Source organism: Marinobacter nauticus ATCC 49840 (assembly GCF_000284615.1).
GTDB lineage: Bacteria > Pseudomonadota > Gammaproteobacteria > Pseudomonadales > Oleiphilaceae > Marinobacter > Marinobacter nauticus.
In genome coordinates, this window is sequence record NC_017067.1 from 3,793,670 (window position 1) to 3,813,069 (window position 19,400).

General features: G+C 60.1%; 14 protein-coding genes. 12 read left to right on the plus strand and 2 right to left on the minus strand.

What is annotated here, in order from left to right; all coding sequences use genetic code 11:
• Window positions 1-13: 13 nt before the first annotated feature.
• Complete coding sequence (gene gshB / locus MARHY_RS17475) at window positions 14-967, minus strand: glutathione synthase (protein WP_014422995.1); 954 nt, start codon at window positions 965-967, stop codon at window positions 14-16.
• A gap of 297 nt (window positions 968-1,264) precedes the next feature.
• Here gshB and pilG point away from each other — a divergent pair, with 297 nt between their 5' ends.
• The 12 genes from pilG to MARHY_RS17535 all read left to right on the plus strand — a co-directional run bounded on the left by pilG (window position 1,265) and on the right by MARHY_RS17535 (window position 18,094).
• Complete coding sequence (pilG, locus tag MARHY_RS17480; protein ID WP_011787170.1) at window positions 1,265-1,657, plus strand: twitching motility response regulator PilG; 393 nt, start codon at window positions 1,265-1,267, stop codon at window positions 1,655-1,657.
• A gap of 33 nt (window positions 1,658-1,690) precedes the next feature.
• Complete coding sequence (gene pilH, locus MARHY_RS17485; RefSeq protein ID WP_011787171.1) at window positions 1,691-2,053, plus strand: twitching motility response regulator PilH; 363 nt, start codon at window positions 1,691-1,693, stop codon at window positions 2,051-2,053.
• Window positions 2,054-2,073: 20 nt separating this feature from the next.
• Window positions 2,074-2,619: a chemotaxis protein CheW gene (locus tag MARHY_RS17490; RefSeq protein ID WP_011787172.1), complete on the plus strand. Its 546-nt coding sequence runs from the start codon at window positions 2,074-2,076 to the stop codon at window positions 2,617-2,619.
• A gap of 93 nt (window positions 2,620-2,712) precedes the next feature.
• Window positions 2,713-4,788, plus strand: coding sequence for a methyl-accepting chemotaxis protein (locus MARHY_RS17495; protein WP_011787173.1), 2,076 nt, complete (start codon window positions 2,713-2,715; stop codon window positions 4,786-4,788).
• A gap of 27 nt (window positions 4,789-4,815) precedes the next feature.
• On the plus strand, window positions 4,816-5,715 hold the full coding sequence (locus MARHY_RS17500) for a CheR family methyltransferase (RefSeq protein WP_011787174.1): 900 nt from the start codon (window positions 4,816-4,818) through the stop codon (window positions 5,713-5,715).
• 11 nt (window positions 5,716-5,726) lie between these two features.
• Complete coding sequence (locus MARHY_RS17505; RefSeq protein ID WP_041655179.1) at window positions 5,727-13,346, plus strand: Hpt domain-containing protein; 7,620 nt, start codon at window positions 5,727-5,729, stop codon at window positions 13,344-13,346.
• A complete protein-coding gene (locus MARHY_RS17510) occupies window positions 13,346-14,398 on the plus strand; it encodes a chemotaxis protein CheB (protein ID WP_041655181.1) in 1,053 nt (350 codons plus the stop codon). Before MARHY_RS17505 ends, MARHY_RS17510 begins: the two co-directional genes overlap by 1 nt.
• 11 nt (window positions 14,399-14,409) lie before the next feature.
• Entirely contained in the window at window positions 14,410-14,871 is a 462-nt protein-coding gene (locus MARHY_RS17515; protein WP_011787177.1) for a chemotaxis protein CheW, read from the plus strand.
• A gap of 68 nt (window positions 14,872-14,939) precedes the next feature.
• Complete coding sequence (locus MARHY_RS17520) at window positions 14,940-15,431, plus strand: Fur family transcriptional regulator (protein ID WP_014422998.1); 492 nt, start codon at window positions 14,940-14,942, stop codon at window positions 15,429-15,431.
• Complete coding sequence (znuC, locus tag MARHY_RS17525; protein WP_014422999.1) at window positions 15,424-16,197, plus strand: zinc ABC transporter ATP-binding protein ZnuC; 774 nt, start codon at window positions 15,424-15,426, stop codon at window positions 16,195-16,197. The genes MARHY_RS17520 and znuC overlap by 8 nt, the downstream gene beginning before the upstream one ends.
• Window positions 16,184-16,996, plus strand: a complete 813-nt coding sequence (gene znuB / locus MARHY_RS17530) for a zinc ABC transporter permease subunit ZnuB (RefSeq protein ID WP_041655189.1) — start codon at window positions 16,184-16,186, stop codon at window positions 16,994-16,996. Before znuC ends, znuB begins: the two co-directional genes overlap by 14 nt.
• Window positions 16,997-17,107: 111 nt before the next feature.
• Complete coding sequence (locus MARHY_RS17535; protein ID WP_014423001.1) at window positions 17,108-18,094, plus strand: PAS domain-containing protein; 987 nt, start codon at window positions 17,108-17,110, stop codon at window positions 18,092-18,094.
• A 36-nt stretch (window positions 18,095-18,130) separates the two neighbouring features.
• On the opposite strand, the gene MARHY_RS17540 is transcribed toward MARHY_RS17535, so the two are convergent.
• A complete protein-coding gene (locus tag MARHY_RS17540) occupies window positions 18,131-19,213 on the minus strand; it encodes a patatin-like phospholipase family protein (protein WP_014423002.1) in 1,083 nt (360 codons plus the stop codon).
• Window positions 19,214-19,400: the final 187 nt, after the last annotated feature.

The following is a 19,400-nucleotide window of genomic DNA, read 5'->3' on the forward strand; positions in this document are numbered from 1 at the left end:
CTGTGATCGGTCTTCAGTCTCTGGCCAGACGTCGCTCGATGGCGTCCATCAGCATGCCGGCAATGTCGATGCCAAACGCCGCATCCAGCTCACGAATGCAGGTGGGGCTGGTGACGTTGATTTCCGTGAGATAGTCACCAATGACATCAAGCCCCACGAACATCAGGCCCTTTTCCTTGATCACCGGCGCTACCCGGGCACAGATCTGACGGTCACGCTCGGTCAGCTCCCGGCCCTCACCACGACCTCCGGCGGCCAGGTTGCCGCGATTCTCACCGTGTGACGGAATGCGTGCAAGGGCATAGGGTACCGGCTCGCCCTCAATCAGCAGAATACGCTTGTCACCTTCGGTGATTTCGGGGATGAACTTCTGGGCCATGGCCTGATGGCTGCCGTAATTGGTGAGGGTTTCGATGATGACCCCGAGATTGGCGTCGTTTTGCTTGACCCGGAATATCGAGCGGCCACCCATGCCGTCCACCGGCTTCATGATGATGTCACCATGCTCGGCATAGAATTCCCGGAAACGCTGGGCAGAGCGGGTCACGATCAGCGGAGGTGTCAGGTCTTCAAACTGGGTGGCAAACAGTTTTTCGTTGCAGTCCCTCAGGGTGGCCGCCGGATTGACCACCAGAGCGCCCTGCTGCTCCGCCGATTCCAGTATATAGGTGGCCATCAGGAACTCCCGATCCACCGGTGGGTCCTGCCGCATCAGAATGACGTCGAGGTCACCCAGCGCACGATCCTGACTGGCGCCGAAGCTGTACCAGTTGTCCGGATCCATGTGCACAGTCAGCCCACGGGTGTGAGCCCGAGCCTGGCCGCCCGCAAGATAAAGATCCGGCAGTTCCATGTACTCGATTTCCCAGCCGCGTTTCTGGGCGGCATGCAGCATGGCCAGAGAACTGTCTTTCTTGAAGTGAATATCCTGAATGGGATCCATCACGATCCCCAGCCGGATTGTCATAGCGTCTCCTGGAACTGTCGGTAAGAAAACACGAACCGGTCAGCAGAGCGAACCGGTTATTAAGTGCTATGCTGAGAGGTCAGATGGTATTGTACCCGAGCCGCGAATGCATCCGGAGAAATCCGCAGATAAATCCGTGATGGCAGCGGCAGAAGTACATTTGGTCACAAACTAATACTTTTTATCCAGCCATGGATACTCTATAAATGAGCGGGGTTTATAGAACAACCTTAACGTTTGTGTTAAAACCCCCGTTCGAAAATAACGACAGTCGCTAGAGCGCAAGGCAGTTGGACAATGGATGACAACTTCGAGAACCTGAAGATCATGGTGATTGACGACAGCAAGACCATTCGTCGCACCGCGGAAACCCTTCTTAAAAAGGTTGGCTGTGAGGTTATCACTGCCACAGACGGCTTTGACGCTCTGGCCAAGATTGCCGACTCCCAGCCGGACATCATTTTTGTCGATATCATGATGCCCCGCCTGGACGGCTACCAGACCTGCGCACTGATCAAGAACAATTCCTCTTTTAAAAAGACGCCGGTTATCATGCTTTCGAGCAAGGACGGCCTGTTCGACAAGGCAAAAGGCCGAATCGTAGGCTCGGACCAGTATCTGACCAAACCGTTCAGCAAGGATGAGCTGCTTAACACCATCCGCCAATACATGCCTCAGGCGGAACAGTAACCCCTGCTGACACACAGAACCATCGAGGAAACCATGGCCCGCATTCTGATTGTTGACGACTCGCCAACTGAAGTTAAGAAGATTTCCACCATTCTGGAAAAACACAAGCACGAAGTGCTGACCGCAGATAATGGCGCCGATGGTGTGGCCAAGGCCCGCGCGGAAACTCCGGATCTGGTGCTGATGGATGTTGTCATGCCCGGCCTGAACGGCTTTCAGGCGACCCGCCAGCTGACCCGTGCGCCGGAAACCGCTTCCATCCCGGTTGTGATCGTAACCACCAAGGATCAGGAAACTGACCGGGTGTGGGGAACCCGCCAGGGTGCCAAGGGTTATCTGGTCAAGCCAGTTAACGAAGACGACCTGATCAAAACAATCAACAGCCTGATTGCCTGATCCCCAACCTTGGAGTACGCATGTCCGCCCAGGCCGCCCCTTTTGCCGTTCTGACGGATATCGCCCAGCGCAGCCGGTCCATGGCCGCCGGTCTGCCGGAACAACAGGAAGCCGTTGAACTCTGGAACGGCATCGGTTTTATTCTCTCGGGCGAGCGCTATGTTGCCCCCATGGGCGAAGTTACCGAAATCCTGCATGTGCCCCGGTTCACCCATGTTCCGGGGGTTCGGTCGTTCCTGATGGGAGCGGCTAATGTTCGCGGCCGCCTGCTACCCCTGGTCGATCTCGCCACCTTTTTCGATGTGCCCCGCTCTTCCCGCAGCCTGCGTGAACGGCGGGTTCTGGTGGTTGAGCAGGGCGACGTATTCAGTGGCCTGGTCGTCGACAGCGTACTGGGCATGCAGTACTTCGCCAAAGACAGTTTCAGGGCCACCCCCGACGGGGTGCCCGACAGCGTTCGTCCGTTTGTGAGCGGCGGTTACGAGCGCAATGAGGAGGTCTGGAAAGTGTTCTCAGCCACCGATCTGGTGGAAGACGAACGTTTTCTTGATGTTGCACAGTGGTAAGGGTGATGGTACTGGCAGGAACATCACCCTGACCGTCTGAAACCCGCTACACATACTTGCCATTTCCAGAAGAAAGAGGCCGGGAGCCAGAAAATGAAAAACAGAGCCGGAAGACTCAGTATGGGACAGGGAGGCAACAAACTGGTTGCCGGCCTGATCGCAGCGCTGATTGCACTTACCGTCCTGCTCGTTGTGGTACTGTTCATCATTAACCAGGACAGTCAGCACGACCAGCAGTACATCGCCAACACCGCGGAAATGCGGGTACTCTCCCAGGAGATCGCGAAGAACGCGACCGAGGCCGCAGGTGGTACCGCCGAGGCCTTCGACCAACTCCGTCGTTCGCGGGATGAGTTCCAGCAGCTCTGGACCAACGTGACCGAGGGCAACCCGGAAACCGGCCTCCCGCCCAGTGAACTGGCCCAGCAAAGTGGCGTACAGGAACACTGGAACACCGTTCGTGAAAACGCCGACAGCATCCTCTCTACCCGTGATGCAGTACTCGGCCTGCACGAAGTAGCCCGGACCCTGAACGAAACCATTCCCCAGCTGCAGGTGGAATACGACGACATCGTTCAGATTCTGCTGGATAACGGTGCACCTGCCGAACAGATCTCTCTGGCCCAGCGTCAGTCGCTGCTGGCAGAGCGTATTGTCCGCTCCGTTAACAACGTACTGTCCGGTGACGAAGACGCCGTTATCGCGGCCGACCGTTTCGGCCGGGACGCCAGCCTGTTCGGCCGGGTTCTTGACGGCCAGCTCAACGGCAATCCCGCCATGGGCATCTCCCGCGTAGCGGACGAAGACGCCATCTATGGTCTGGAAGCGGTTGACGAGCTGTTCCAGTTCGTTTCCCAGAACGTAGACGCGATCCTTGAAGCCTCTCCCGACCTCTTCAAGGTTCGTACCGCCGCAAGTGACATCTTCCAGAACTCCGAGAACCTGCTGGCCGAACTGTCGACTCTGGCCGACAACTTCGCTACCCAGTCCAGTTCCCGTCTGATCAGCCCGACCCTGGCCTTCGCCATCCTGGCCGCCATGGTTGCGATTGTTGTCTTTATCGGTCTTGCCCTATACCGCGACGCCCAGGAGCGTCTGGCCACCACCCAGGAGCAGAACGAACAGAACCAGAACGCGATCCTGCGACTGCTGGACGAACTGGCCGACCTGGCCGATGGTGACCTGACCACAGAGGCCACGGTAACCGAGGACTTCACCGGTGCCATCGCCGACTCCATCAACTACGCGATCGACCAGATGCGCGGCCTGGTACAGGCGATTCGTGGTACTGCGGTACGAGTAGCTTCCGCCGCCCAGGAAACACAGGCCACGGCCATGCACCTGGCCGATGCATCCGAGCACCAGGCCCAGGAAATTGCCGGCGCCTCCGCCGCGGTTAACGAGATGGCTGTCTCCATCGACCAGGTATCCTCGAACGCCGCCGAATCCTCCGCGGTTGCGGAGCGGTCGGTTGCGATCGCGAAGAAAGGCGCGGAAGTGGTACAGAACACCATTCGCGGCATGGACAACATCCGGGAGCAGATCCAGGAAACGTCCAAGCGGATCAAGCGTCTGGGTGAATCCTCCCAGGAAATCGGTGACATCGTATCCCTGATCAACGACATTGCCGACCAGACCAACATCCTGTCCCTGAACGCGGCAATCCAGGCCTCCATGGCCGGTGACGCGGGCCGGGGCTTCGCGGTGGTTGCGGACGAAGTTCAGCGCCTGGCGGAACGTTCCTCTGCAGCAACCAAGCAGATCGAAGCTCTGGTTAAGACGATCCAGTCGGATACCAACGAAGCGGTTATCTCCATGGAACACACCACCGCCGAGGTGGTCCGTGGTGCCCGACTGGCCCAGGACGCGGGTATCGCCCTCGAGGAAATCGAGAACGTATCCATGTCCCTGGCGGAGTTGATCCAGAACATCTCCAACGCCGCCCGTCAGCAGTCATCCTCTGCGGCGCACATTTCCAACACCATGAACGTTATCCAGGAAATCACCTCCCAGACTTCCTCCGGTACCAACGCTACCGCGAAGTCTATCGGTAACCTGGCAGAAATGGCCTCCGAGCTGCGGTCCTCCGTTGCCGGCTTCACCCTGCCGGATGAGGAAATGGCCAATCAGGAAGAAGAGGAAAACAGCGACGTACCGGTGGTCAGCTGATCACCGGCCCGGGGCAGATGACGGTCTATGGCGCATACGCATAACCAACTGTCACCCGCCGAAGGCATCTGGTCACTGCGCCGTCTTCCGGATATGGACGACGCGCAGTTCAGCCAGTGGCAGACCTTGCTGGAGCACCGCACCGGCATAACCCTGACCACCGAACGGCGCTCATTTCTGGAAACCAATCTTGGCATACGGATGCGCGAAATCGGTTGCAGCAGCTACCAGGCCTATTACGAGAAAATCGTATCCGGCCCGGATGCTGTCAGGGAGTGGGCCACACTGGTAGACCGGCTCACTGTTCAGGAAACCCGGTTTTTCCGGGACCCGGACGCCTTCCGGCTGGTGGCGGATTATGTGCTTACCCGTCCCCGGGAACAGTTCAGGAAGCGGGCCCTGGAGGCCTGGAGTGTTGGCTGCTCCACCGGCGAGGAGCCTTACACGCTCGCGATGATCCTGAACGAGGGCATGGCTCAGTTGGGCGTGCAACCGCTCTTCGGCGTAACCGGCTCGGACATCAGTCAGCCGGCCATCGAAAAAGCGCGCCAGGGCCGGTTTAATGCCCGCAAGTTGCTGGGAATGGAAGAAGACCTGAAAGCCAGGTATTTCCGGCCCTCGGAGCGGAATACCGTAGAAATTGTGAACAGCATCCGTGACCGGGTGTGCTTTACCAGGCTCAATGTTCTGGATCTGGATAAAGCCCCCATGCACGGGATGAACATTATCTTCTGCCAGAACCTGCTGATCTACTTCCGTCGCTGGCGCCGACGGGAGATCGTCAAACGGCTCGCAGAGCGTCTGGCACCGGGGGGGTTACTGGTGCTTGGCCAGGGTGAACTGACCGACTGGCAGCCACCGGGCCTGCAGAGGGTTCCCTCGGAACATGTACTGGCGTGGATCAAGCGCCAGTCCGACGAAGAATAACCGGAGTGGTTATGGGCAATCACCATGACAGCATCGCCCTCGACTGGGTTCGGGGAGAGATACAGGACACGCTGACCCAGGGCCAGCATGCACTTGAAGCGTATGTCGAGAATCGCGACGACACTGCGCGCCTGCGCTTCTGCCTGAATTACCTTCACCAGGTACACGGTACCCTGCAAATGGTGGAACTCTACGGTGCAGCATTGCTCACCGAAGAGATGGAAAAACTGACCCAGGCCATTCTCAACGAAAGCGTGACCAGCGTTGACGATGCCGTCAACGTGCTGATGCAGGCCATTCTGCAGCTGCCACAGTATCTGGAGCACATTGGCAGCAGCAGCGATGACTTTCCCATGGTTCTGCTGCCGCTGCTCAACGATCTCCGGGCCGCCCGGGGCGAATCCCTGTTGTCCGACACCTCCCTGTTCAAGCCGGATCTCTCTGCTTCACAGATGAAGGTCAGCGGCAAGGTGTCTGAACGCCTGCACGATCCAAAAGTCCTGGGCCACCTGCGCAAGCTGCGCCAGATGTACCAGTTTGCCCTTGCTGGCGTGGTTCGCGAGGCGGACCTCGACGCCCATTTCGATTACATGCAGAAGGTAATCCAGCGGTTGGTGCGCCTGTGCCAGAAAACGCCCCGGGGCGAACTCTGGAAAGCGGCCAGTGCCTTTGTCGACACTCTGCAGGCCCGGGTCAACCCGGTGAACACCGCCGTCAAATCCCTGCTCAGAGAACTGGATTCCGAGATCCGCCGGCTCACCGACGAACATACAGACATCCTTCAGCAGCCGGTTCCGGAAGCGCTGTTCAAACACCTGTTGTATTACGTCGCCCGCGCCCGGGATCTCGATCGCCCTCAGGTTCAGGCGCTGCGTCAGGCCTATCAGTTGGACAGCGCCCTGCCCTCGGAAGACGACGTGGATGCGGCCCGCAACCGGGTATCCGGTCCAGGCCGGGACGCCATCCACTCCGTGGTCAGTGCCCTCAACGAAGAACTGGCTCGACTGAAAGATCAGCTTGACCTGTTTGTGCGGGCCGAATTTCGTCAGAACAGCGAACTGGACGAGTTACTGCCCGGCCTGCGTCAGGTTGCCAACACCCTGGCCGTTCTTGGTCTTGGCATTCCCCGGAAGGTCGTCACCGAACAGATTGAACTGGTAGAAAAACTCTGCCAGCAGGCCGAAGTGGTCGACGACGGCACCCTGATGGACATTGCCGGTGCCCTGCTTTACGTGGAGGCCAGTCTGGCTGGTCTCGACAGCGAGCGACGCCCGGAGCAGTCGTCCGGCTCGGCCGAGGAAGCCTCCGCCATCAACATGGGCTCCCGTGAACTCGGAGAGGCCAGCGAAGCGCTGATCCGCGAATCCCGGAATACCCTTGAGCAGGTTAAATCCGCCATCGTTAATTTCATTGCCTCCCAGTGGGATGCCCGTGAAATCGAACACGTACCCGGACTCCTGCACAGTATCCGTGGCGGTCTGAGCCTGGTGCCACTGGATCGCGTTGCCGATATGCTCGCCTCAGCCGAGCGTTACGTCACCGACGTATTGCTCAGCAACAAACAGGTTCCGGACTGGAAACAGCTCGACACCCTGGCCGATGCCGTTACCAGTATCGAGTATTACCTTGAGAGACTGGCAGATGGCATCAGCGATAACGACGCAATCCTGCGCGTGGCCGAAGACAGCCTCGCCAGTCTCGGCTTCCCGGTCGGACAGGAGCCCACCTGGAGCCTGACGGAAGAAGCTGAAGAGGCCCCGGCTGAAGTACCCGTTGCTGAAGAACCTGAGGCAAGCGCCGAAGAGACCACCGCACCAGAGGCCAAAACCTCTGATGCCGAGCTGCTGGATGATGAGATCCTCGGCATTTTTGTTGAGGAAGCGGAAGAAGTTCTGCAGACCATCCACGAGTTCTATCCGAGGTTGCGCCAGGATCACGACGATCGCGAAGCTCTGACGGAAGTTCGCCGGGCTTTCCATACCCTCAAAGGCAGTGGCCGCCTGGTCGGCGCCACCAGCATTGGCGAACTGGCGTGGTCGGTGGAAAATCTGCTCAATCGGGTCATCGATCAGACCATCAAACCGACCGATGACATGTTCACCCTGGTGGACCAGGTCAACGCCCGTATTCCTTCCCTGATTGAGGACTTCCGGAACGGCGAGACCAGTGGCGACGTCAACGAGCTGATTGAACAGGCTGAAGCGCTGGCAACGACCCGACGCGCAGAAACCGGACCGGCTGCCGAAGAGACCACAGGCGAAGCAGAAACTGCAGACGAGGCCGCCGCCGAGCACGAAATCGAAATTCCCGAAACACCCGCTACCGCACCAACGAGCGAAGTTGAGGAAGCGGACGACAGTGACGATCTGATTGATGACGAAATCCTCGAGATCTTTATTGAGGAAGCTGGCGAGGTACTCGACACCATTCGCGAATACCTGCCTATGCTGCTACGTCAGCACGATGACCGCAGTGCCCTGGCAGAAGTTCGGCGGGCCTTCCATACCCTGAAAGGCAGTGGCCGGATGGTTGGCGCTACCGTGATCGGGGAGCTAGCGTGGTCGGTCGAGAACATGCTGAACCGGGTGATCGACGGCAGCGTGTTCATGAATGATGATATTGCCCAGCTGCTTCAGGATGTCACCGATTCGGTGCCGGCGCTGGTCACCGATTTTGAGAAACGCCAGGCGCCGAGCCTGAACACATCTGCCATGGAGGCGCGGGCCAATGCCCTGGCCAATGGCGAAATTCCCGATGCCACCGCCATGCCGCTGGTGGACACCGACACAGAGTCTGCAGAGGAAACAACGGCCGGTACCGTCACTCCGGAAGACAGCATTGAGTATGATGCCCTGCCCGGAGAAGACGAAGTGGATCCGGTGCTGCTGGATATCTTCGAGAACGAAACCGAAACCCATCTGCAGACCATCAAGGAATACCTGGAGGCTGCGGGCGACAAAGCCACCGCCGCCTACACGGACGATCTCTCTCGGGCGTTGCATACCCTGAAAGGCAGTGCCAACACCGCCGGTATCGCGCCGATTGCGGAAGTCATTACGCCGCTTGAGCGCTTTATCAAAGAATCCCGGGCTCAGAACAAACGGGCAGACCGCGACGTACTGGCGCTGATCAGTGATGCGGCGGGCTTCCTGACCCAAGGGCTTGCCCAGATTCGGGAGAATCCCCAGGCACCGCTGGCAGGCACCGACGAGTACCTTGAGCGCCTGCACCAGGTGTGTGAGCAGACACTCACCAGCCATGCCCAGGCAGACGACGAACAACCCGCCAGGAAATCGTCGTCACAGCTGGTACAGCTGTTCCTGGGTGAAGGCCTGGATATCGTTCTGGATGCCGAAAGCATTCTCGATCGCTGGTCTGAAAACCCGCAGCAGGACGAGGCACTGGCAACCCTCCGTGCCGAACTGGAGCAACTGACCCAGGGTGCGACGGACGCCAATCTGCCCGATGTTGCCGAACTGACCGCCGCTTTGACCCGCACCTACACCGCGATTTCAGAGCAGGGCCTGCCGCCGGGCGATAATGTATTCCAGACCCTGCGCGCCGGCCATGAGCAGTTGATTAACATGATGGATCAGGTGGCGGCCGGGCTGGCTACTGAACCCAGCCAGGAACTGATTCAGGAACTCGAGGCGCTGGCACAGGCAACCGCAGCCGAGCCCGCAGAACCGGATGAGTTCGAGCAGCAGTTCACCGACGACCTGGAAGAGATCGACCTCAGCCTGGAGATGGATGAACTGGAGCAGGCAACAGAAGAACCTGAGCTGACAGAAACGCCGCCACTGCCGGAAACGTCTGAAGACGATCAGGCCATGGACGACGAGCTGGCAGCAATCTTCCTGGAGGAAGCCCGCGACCTGATTGACAGCACCGCGGAAGCCCTGCACAGCTGGAGCGAGGACACATCAAACCTGGACCTCCTGCGGTTGCTCCAGCGTGACCTGCACACCCTCAAGGGTGGCGCCCGACTGGCCGACATTCCGGCCGTGGGTGATCTGTCCCACGAACTGGAAAACCTGTTTGAAGGACTGACCGAGCAGAAATTCTCGATCAATGACACTCTGTCTGACCTGTTGTTCCGCTGCCATGACCGGCTTGCCGGCATGGTCGAGGCACTTGAAGCCGGTGAGCCGCCGAGGCCCGCGCCGGATCTGATCACCGAGATTCATGCCTACATCGATGGCGCCCGTGGCACTCGCCCGGTAACCGATGTACACACCGACGACTCGACAGAACCGGAAGACGAAGAGCTGACCCTGCCGGAGCCGGAGCTCGAGGAAAGCACCGAAGAAACTGCAGGTGCAGAGGAGGAAGAGCTCCAGGCCACCGATCTGTCCCATCTGGACCCGGAACTGGTGGGCATTTTCCTGGAAGAAGCCTACGACCTGATCAACTCAACCGGCAGTGCCCTGCATACCTGGAGCGAAGACCCCTCGAACCGGGAGGTTGCTGCCGAACTGCAGCGTGATGTGCATACCCTCAAGGGTGGCGCCCGCATGGCCGGAGTCGAGGCCATCGGCGATCTCACTCACGTGCTTGAGGATCTGTTCGAAAAAGTGGCCGAAGGCCAGCTTGAAGCCAGCGGTCAGATGACCGACTTGCTGTTTGCCTGCCACGACCGCCTGGCCCAGATGGTAGAGCAGGTGGCGACCCAGAAGCCGTGCCCGCCAGCCGAAGAACTGGTGCATCAGGTTCAGGCCATTCTGCGCGGCGAATCCCTGCCTTCGGAGGCACCGCCACAGTCAGAGCCGGGTGAGCCCGACGTTAGCGAACTGGAAGAACTGGAAATCAGTGAACAGCCGGCGACGGAATCCGAAGAATCCGCGTCCAGCCTCAGCGAGAGCCTGGAGGACGCCACCGACGACGATCTGGTTGGCATCTTCCTGGACGAAGGCCTGGAAATCCACGAGGCCATTACCGAATGCCTCGACCAGTGGCGCGAGGAGCCGGAGGAGCTGGCTGGCATTACCCGCCTGCAACAGGAACTGCACACCCTGAAGGGCGGCGCGCGACTGTCGGATGTCGACCCGATTGCGGATCTGGCCGAAGCCTGGGCCGACGCCCTGGACCAGCTGATTGCCGGCGACCGGGACCAGTCGGCCATGCTTGGCCTGAGTGACCGCGCCGCGGCCAGCCTGAAATCCATGCTTGATGCGCTGGAAGACAGTCGCAAGCCCGACGCCGACGCGGCCCTGATCAACGCGTTGCGTACTGCCGCGCCAGCAGAAGATACGTCCGGAACCGAATCACCGCAGGCTGAAACGGCGGAAGCGGACTCCGTAGACCCTGAAGTGCTCGAGATCTTCCTGGAAGAAGCTGGCGAAATCATGGACCAGCTGGAGCAGCTACTGGATGACTGGCGTCGTGAGCCGGTTAATGAGCACTTCAACCGGGAAGCACAACGAGCATTGCATACCCTCAAAGGCGGCGCCCGTCTGTCCCAGCTCTCCGAGCTTGGCGACAAGGCTCATGCTTTCGAGACCCGCCTGATCGATCTGGGCGGTAACGCGCCAACCGAGGAGCAATGGCAGGCCATCACCGGCGATCACGATGCCATCATCGCGCTGGTCGCGGATATCCGCAAACGCTTTGAATCCGGCGCACCGGCACCTGCCCCGCAGCCAGAGAAAGCACCCGAACCGGTTCGCGAAGAGCCCGCGCCGGTGCCAAAGGCCACCACTACGGAGCCAGCCCCGACCAAACCGGTTCCGGCACCTGCTAAACCGGAGAAGTCCGCGGCCCAGGCACGCAAGAAAGCGGTCGATGCGCAAAGAGCCGCCCAGGAAACCATTCGGGTATCGGCACCGCTGCTGGATGAGCTGGTTAACCTGGCCGGTGAAACCAGTATTACCCGGGGTCGCCTGGAGCAACAGAGCAGTGATTTCAGTTACACCCTGGACGAAATGGCCGCCACCATCGAACGTCTGCGGGAACAGCTGCGGCGCATGGATATCGAAACCGAAGCGCAGATCCTGTTCCGGGCCGAGCAGGAGCATGGGCCGGATTACGGCGACGATTTCGATCCGCTGGAAATGGACCGCTACTCCTCTATCCAGCAGCTGTCACGGGCCCTGAGCGAATCCACTTCGGACCTTGCTGATTTGCGTGAAACCCTGTCCGAGCGGGTTCGGGACACCGAAACCCTGCTGGTTCAGCAATCACGGATCAATACGGAACTCCAGGAAGGTCTGATGAAGACCCGGATGATTCCGTTCTCCTCCATGGTGCCCCGTCTGCGCCGCATCGTGCGCCAGATCAGTGGCGAACTCGGCAAGAAAGTCGATTTCGACGTACGCAATGCTGAAGGGGAAATGGACCGGAACATTCTGGAGCGGATGGTCGCGCCGCTGGAGCACATGCTCCGCAACGCGCTGGACCACGGCATCGAAACGCCGGAAGACCGCACCAAGGCAGGCAAACCGGCCACAGGTGAAGTGGTTCTGTCCCTGACCCGGGAAGGCGGTGATGTGGTGTTGCGGATGATGGACGACGGTAAAGGCATTCCGTCCGACGTTATCCGCGACAAGGCCGTTCGCCAGGGCCTGATGCGCGCCGACGAAGACCTCTCGGAAAGGGAAATCCTGCAGTTCATTCTGCAGCCGGGATTCTCCACCGCCCAGCAGGTTACCCAGATTTCCGGTCGTGGTGTGGGCATGGACGTGGTTGCCAGCGAAATCAAACAGCTCGGCGGCAGCCTAGACATCGATTCCGCCCTGGGCCGTGGCACCACCTTCACCGTCCGCCTGCCGTTCACCGTGTCGGTCAACCGGGCCTTGATGGTGTCCACCGGGGAAGACTTCTACGCCATCCCGCTCAACACCATCGAAGGTATTGTCCGGGTCAGCACCTACGAGCTGGAAGAGTACTACAAGCCAGACGCCCCCATGTACGAGTATGCCGGCCAGCAGTATCGCCTGCAGTACCTGGGCAGCCTGCTCAACAGTGACCACCAGCCCAAGCTTCAGGGCCAGGCCCTGCCGCTGCCGGTCATTCTGGTGCGCGGCGCCGAGCAGCCCATGGCTCTGCAGGTGGACCAGTTGATGGGCAGCCGTGAAATCGTGGTTAAATCCCTCGGGCCGCAGTTCAGTTCCGTCAGGGGCGTTTCCGGTGCCACCATTCTCGGTGACGGCAACGTGGTTGTGATCCTCGACTTGCCGGCGATGATCCGCTCCGACATCCTGTCCGAACGTCAGCGCCTGGCGAACCTGGAAAAGGCACGGGACAGCGCCCGCTACGAGGAAAAAGCCACGACGGTTATGGTGGTGGACGACTCCGTTACGGTGCGCAAGGTGACCTCCCGTCTGCTGGAGCGCAATGGCATGGAAGTGGTGACCGCCAAAGATGGTCTCGACGCCGTTGCCCAGCTTCAGGACCACCGGCCGGACATCATCCTGCTCGATATCGAAATGCCCCGTATGGATGGTTTCGAAGTGGCCAGCTTTGTGCGCCACGACGACAACCTGAAAGATACGCCGATCTGCATGATCACCTCGCGGACGGGCGAGAAGCACCGGGAACGTGCTCTGGCCATCGGGGTCAACGAGTACCTTGGCAAGCCGTTCCAGGAAACCGAGCTGCTTGACACCATCAAGCGGCTGACCGGGAACCGGTGATGGCCGGCCCTCACGGCCGGCCTGGCGTCGGGATTGTGTCCGATGTGGTGCTGCAACGGCATCGGCTGCAGGCGGCGACCGGAAAATTTGGCCTGGACGTCAGCTTCTCGGGAGATCCCGAGCGGCTGATGGACTACCCGGCGTTTCCGGACGCGGCGCTCTGGCTGGTGACCCTGGAAGACGAAGCGGACCACCCGGCACTGTTCGAGCATCTGCTGGAAAATACAGAAGCACCGGTCTTATTCGGCCTGGACCAGGCTCCCAAGCCCGGCACCACGGAATACTTCCGCTGGGAACGCCGGCTGCTCGACAAGCTGGAAAAACAGCTCGGGCATCTGGAGCAGCTGGATACCGCCAACGACATTGAAGAGCTGGCCGAGACCACGCCAGATGCGGTGGACGCGCCTACGCTGCCACACTGGATAACTCCGGCGGCGCCGGGTTCGGTGGCTGAGGAAGTCTGGATTCTCGGAGCCTCGCTGGGCGGTCCTGCAGCGGTGAAGACCTTTCTCGATCACCTGCCGCCAAGGCTACCGGTCGGGTTTATCTACGCCCAACATATTGATGGCAATTTTACCGAAGTCCTCACCCGGGTTCTGGGCCGGCACGCCCACTATTCGCTGAAGCGGGCCGAGGAGGGCTATCGGGTACGCAATGGCGATGTGGTGCTGATGCCCGTAGAAAGAGAGTGGTCCTTTGATCGCCAGGGCCAGCTGACGGAACTGAATCATCCCTGGCCGGGCCCTTATGGCCCATCGATAGATCAGGTGTTGCTGAACGTGGCGGATCACTATGGCAAACACTGCCATGCCATCCTGTTTTCCGGCATGGGCAACGACGGCGCTATCGCTGCACCCATGCTGAAGGCCTATGGCAGCCGCATCTGGGTTCAGGAAAGCACCAGTTGTGGAAACAGCTCCATGCCCGATTCGGTGGCCGCCACCGGTTGCGCCAGCTTCTGTGGCACTCCGGAGCAACTGGCCAGGGAACTGGTAAAAGTCATTGAGAACAACTGCCTGCTCAAGGGCCGGCAAAAACGGGATTCCGCCTGAGGTAACAAGCAATGAGTGAAAACAGCCAATCCCTGTCCTGCGTCATGATACCGGTCTCGGACCGCCAGCTTCTGCTGCCCAACGTCTCTATTGCCGAGGTGGTGGATTTCACCAGCAACGATGCCGGGGCTAATACACCGGACTGGCTGGCCGGATTCCTGGACTGGCGCGGGCTCACACTGCCGGTCATTTCCTACGACGCCGCCAACGGCAACAAGCTCACCATCCCTGGTGACAACCGTGGCCGCATCATTATCCTCAATACCATCGGCCCGAATCACCAGAGCACCCCGTTCATGGCCCTGGTCACCCAGGGCATTCCCAGCCAGGCGCGCCTGATGGAAGACCAGATCCGACAACTGGACGGCGACCCCGGCCCTGCGGATCTGATGCAGGTGGAAGTAGACGGCGAGCCAGCCTGGATCCCAAATCTGGAATACCTGGAATCCCTGGCCGTCGACGCACATCACTGAGCCTCCGGTCGGCATGGCGTGGCCGCCTGCAAATGTTATAATGTTGCAAATTTTGCAGGATCCACGCCATGCCGGAACGCGCACTTCCCTACCGTCCCCATAACCATCAGGCCTGTGTCGCCCAGGCATTATCCGATGCCCATGCCATCTGCCGCGATGATAACGCCCGCCTGACTCCGATCCGTGAACGGGTACTGGAGTTGATCTGGCAATCCCACAAGCCGCTGGGCGCCTACGATATTCTGGCCAAACTGTCCTCGGATGGACATAACGCCGCCCCCCCCACGGTCTACCGGGCCCTGGACTTTCTGCTTCAACATGGACTGGTTCACCGGATTGCCTCGCTCAACGCCTTCGTCGGCTGTGCCCATGCCGGTGAACATCATCGCGGTACTTTTCTGATCTGCCGACAGTGCGGCACGGTGCTGGAACTGGCCATGCCGGAGCTCAATCAGGCCATCGAATCCGCGGCGCGCGCGGAAGCCTTCCTTCCTGACGACGTTACCCTCGAAGTGGCTGGCCTCTGCCCCCGCTGTCAGGGGGAGCAAACGAATGACTGACCCTCTGGTCCGGCTAGAACAGGTTACGGTGGCATTTGACGACCGGCCGGTGGTTGATCGGGTCAACCTGACCGTGAGCCGGGGCGATATCGTCACCATCATCGGCCCGAACGGTGCCGGCAAAACCACGCTGATCAAAACCGTTCTGGGGATTCAGCGGGCGACCAGCGGTCAATTATCGGTGGCGCCCGGCCTGGTGATCGGTTACGTACCCCAACACCTGACTCTGGAGCCCACTCTGCCACTGAGTGTCCGGCGCTTCATGCTGCTCAGCGGACGTGCACTGTCAGACTGCAAGGCAGCGCTGGAAAGGACCGGGGTCGCGCATCTACTGGATGCGTCTGTCCACCACCTGTCCGGCGGCGAAAAACAACGACTGCTGCTCGCCCGGGCACTGGCCCGGAAACCCGATCTGCTGGTGCTGGACGAACCCGCCCAGGGGGTCGATATCAATGGCCAGGCCACACTCTACGATCTGATTCGCCAGCTTCGGGATGAGCTGCACTGCGGTATCATCATGATCTCCCATGATCTGCATCTGGTGATGGCGGCCACAGACCGGGTTATCTGCCTTAATCAGCACGTATGTTGCAGCGGATATCCGGAGGATATTTCCCAGGACCCGGCTTTTGTGGAAACCTTCGGTCATCAGGTTGCCGAGTCTCTGGCGGTCTATCACCACCATCACAACCATCGCCATAACCTCCATGGCGATGTGGTCTCTTCCACGGACGCCCACGAAGGTTGCAGCCATGACCATCATTGATGCGGTGCTGGGCGACTTCTTCTGGCGGGCGCTGCTCGGCGGCCTGGGCGTGGCTTTGGTGGCCGGTCCCCTTGGCTGCTTCGTAGTCTGGCGTCGCATGGCCTATTTTGGAGATACGCTGGCCCATTCGGCCCTGCTGGGCATCGCGCTTAGTTTTCTGATCAGCGTGCCTTTGAATCTGGGTGTGGTGATCACCTGTGTGCTCATTGCGCTGGCCTTGGTGCTGCTATCCCGGACCCGCACCCTGGCTACCGATACCCTGCTCGGCATCCTGGCGCACAGCGCGCTGGCCATTGGCCTGGTCACCCTGAGCTTCATGCCGGATGTCAGGGTGGACCTGACCGGCCTGCTGTTTGGCGATCTGCTGGCCATGACCCGACAGGATCTGGTCTGGATCTACGGTGGCGCCGCCTTTGTCCTGTCTTTGCTGGCGCTGCTCTGGCGCGGCCTGCTGATGAGCACCATTCATGAGGAACTGGCACGGGTAGAAGGGATTCCGGTGGAACGCCTGCGGCTGGCGTTGATGCTGATGTTTTCGCTGGTGATTGCGGTGGCCATGAAGATTGTCGGCGTCCTGCTGATTACCGCCCTGCTGATTATTCCGGCCGCAACCGCACGCCGACTGGCCCACAATCCCGAACACATGACCGCCCTGGCAGTGGTCTTCGGGGTGGTGGCGGTGTCCGGCGGACTGACCCTGTCCTGGTACCTGGACACGCCGGCCGGACCATCGGTGGTGGTCACTGCATTTCTGGTGTTCCTGATGGTGTATGCAGGTGCCCGCCAGAGCCGGCACTGACCGTCCGCGCCACCAGTCAGCACAGGGCGGCGCCCGAATTGCCGGGCCGGTATTGCTGGTCTAAAGTTAGGCGGTATCCGAGCAGCAAAGGCCTCGCGGGAGCACACCAGCATGGACAGCGACCTTCGTAACACACCCGGCACCCGATTCCGGCTCTGGCCGGGTCTCTGGATGCCCGGGGTTATCCTGGGTATCGGCATACTGGTGTCAGTGGCACTGGCCAACACCCTGGCGCGAACTATCGCTGACCTTGGCCTTGAGGCCTACCATGCCAGGCATCAGGCTCTGGTTGCGACGATCGCAGCCCGTCTACAACACACGCCGGGGCAGCAATTGCCTGCATCGCTGACCTCAGCTTTGGCGACAGATCTGCCCGAGGGCCTGCAGCTTCGAATCGATACGCTCGCCAGACACACCAAACAGGCTGTGCTGGAGCTCGGCAACGTAGACGAGCCCCGGGATTCCGAGGCCCTGCGGACCGAGCTGACACTGCCCGGCAGGCACTGGATGGTCACCACCACGCCCAGCGCAGGGTGGATAGACCGGGCCTCGAACCCGGCGCGCTGGCAGATTCTTACTGCAGGTGCCGGTATCTCGGTACTCGCAGCCTTACTGATGCTGGTCGCCTGCCGTCGACTGGCCATCCGCAATGCCAGAATCCGGCAGCAACAGGCACAACTCGATCGCGATCAACAACAGATTACCAATCTGCAGGTGGAGAAGTCTGTGCTCCGGCATGCGCTGAACGACAGCGAAGCAAGAAGCCGGGATCTGGTCCGGCTGGGCGGAGCGGTAATCGCCGAACTGGATCACCAGGGGCGCATCGGATTTGTGTCCGCCCAGATTGCCGACGTGCTCGGTCGCGCGCCCTCCGACCTGACCGATCAGCCGTTTGAACAACTGGTATCCGAACAAGACCGCAGCCGGTTCCGGGAAAGCCTGGACAGCGCCCGCAGCGAGGAAGACCTGACCCGAACCGACCTGGTACTGATCGGGGCCGAGGATACCCGGCCAGTGCGGGTCTGTCTGCGCCTGAAACCCATCAAGGATCCCGTCCACGGCATTACCGGCTTTCGGCTCAGTGCTACACCGGACTAGGGCCCGCATAGACGGCCAGCGCGATCTACCAGCGACTCACAAGGGCTGAATCCGGTCCAGCAGCCGCCCATTCTCAACCAGCTCAAGAAACTCATCACCCAACCTGTCACTCTCCGAGATCGCTCGACGCCAGGCTCGCTCGCGACCGGCATCATCGCCGACGTACTTCTCGAAGTCCTTTCGATCCGGCAGTTTGCGATCCGGCAGGGTTGCCAGGTAATCCGGTGACGGCGATACCAGCACGACATCCTGCAGTCGACTGGCATCGCCCCGACGCCATGGCAAGGTTTTATCGAACCAGCCGGGAACCACACGATCCGTAAAATGCGGATAGAGGATAATGCCAGGCTGCTGGTAAGGCAGGTCAAGGTGATAATCGAGCAGTCCGCCATCCCGGTATACACCCTCTGGCGCGCCCGGAATATTGCGGACTCCGGACATCACCAGAGGAATGGAAGCGGACGCCAGCAGGGCCGGCAACAGGTTATCCCGGCTCAGGGGCACTTCATGACTGGGGAAATCCACCAGGCTTGAGACCGGCGCGCGGCTCCGGGCATCGTGCACAATGCCACGTTCCATAAAACGACCCAGGTGCCGGCGGCTGACCATGTTGGCGCTGATAGCCCGCATCAACCCGAGGCTCAGCCTGCCACGGGTATCGTGTTGCAACAGGCCAAGACTGCGCACTACTACAATGCTCAACCGGTACCAGGGATGGCTGAGCAGAAAGTCTTCCCGGCCCCCCAGCAGCTCCTCCAGAAACAGTATGCTTTTGCGGGAGATTTCCGCAGCGCTGACGCCTTTGGCAAATCGCTGACTGGTGTACAGCTCGGCCAGGCGGGCCAACTGGGCCTTGGGATCATCTGAAGAGGCAATGGCGGCAAACCGCCAGCTGCCGATGGAAGATCCGATCAGGGCCCTTTCCTGGGGAGCCTGCGGCAACCAGTCACCAAAAATGGCCTTGTCCAGGCCACTGATTCCCAGCGCCTTCGGGCCACCGGCTGCCCCCGGAATCACGTGAACATCTTCGGGCCCCAGCGGTTTTTGCTGCAGGCGCTGCAAAGCCCGGCGTCCTGCTCGGATGGTCAGTGCCGGCATCCGGCTGTGAATGGCAGTCATTCCTTTCTCCCCTGAAGTGTCCGGCGAGTGTATCCGACCGGCTGGAGACGGCCAACTGAACAGAATTCATGACAGCTATGTATATTCTGAATAACAGGTGTCTCCGGCATAGTTTTTACGAATAACGTCGATCCGTGGTTTTTGCTTTCGCCCATCACACTCCGTGCTAGACTGGAGCCATCGATTA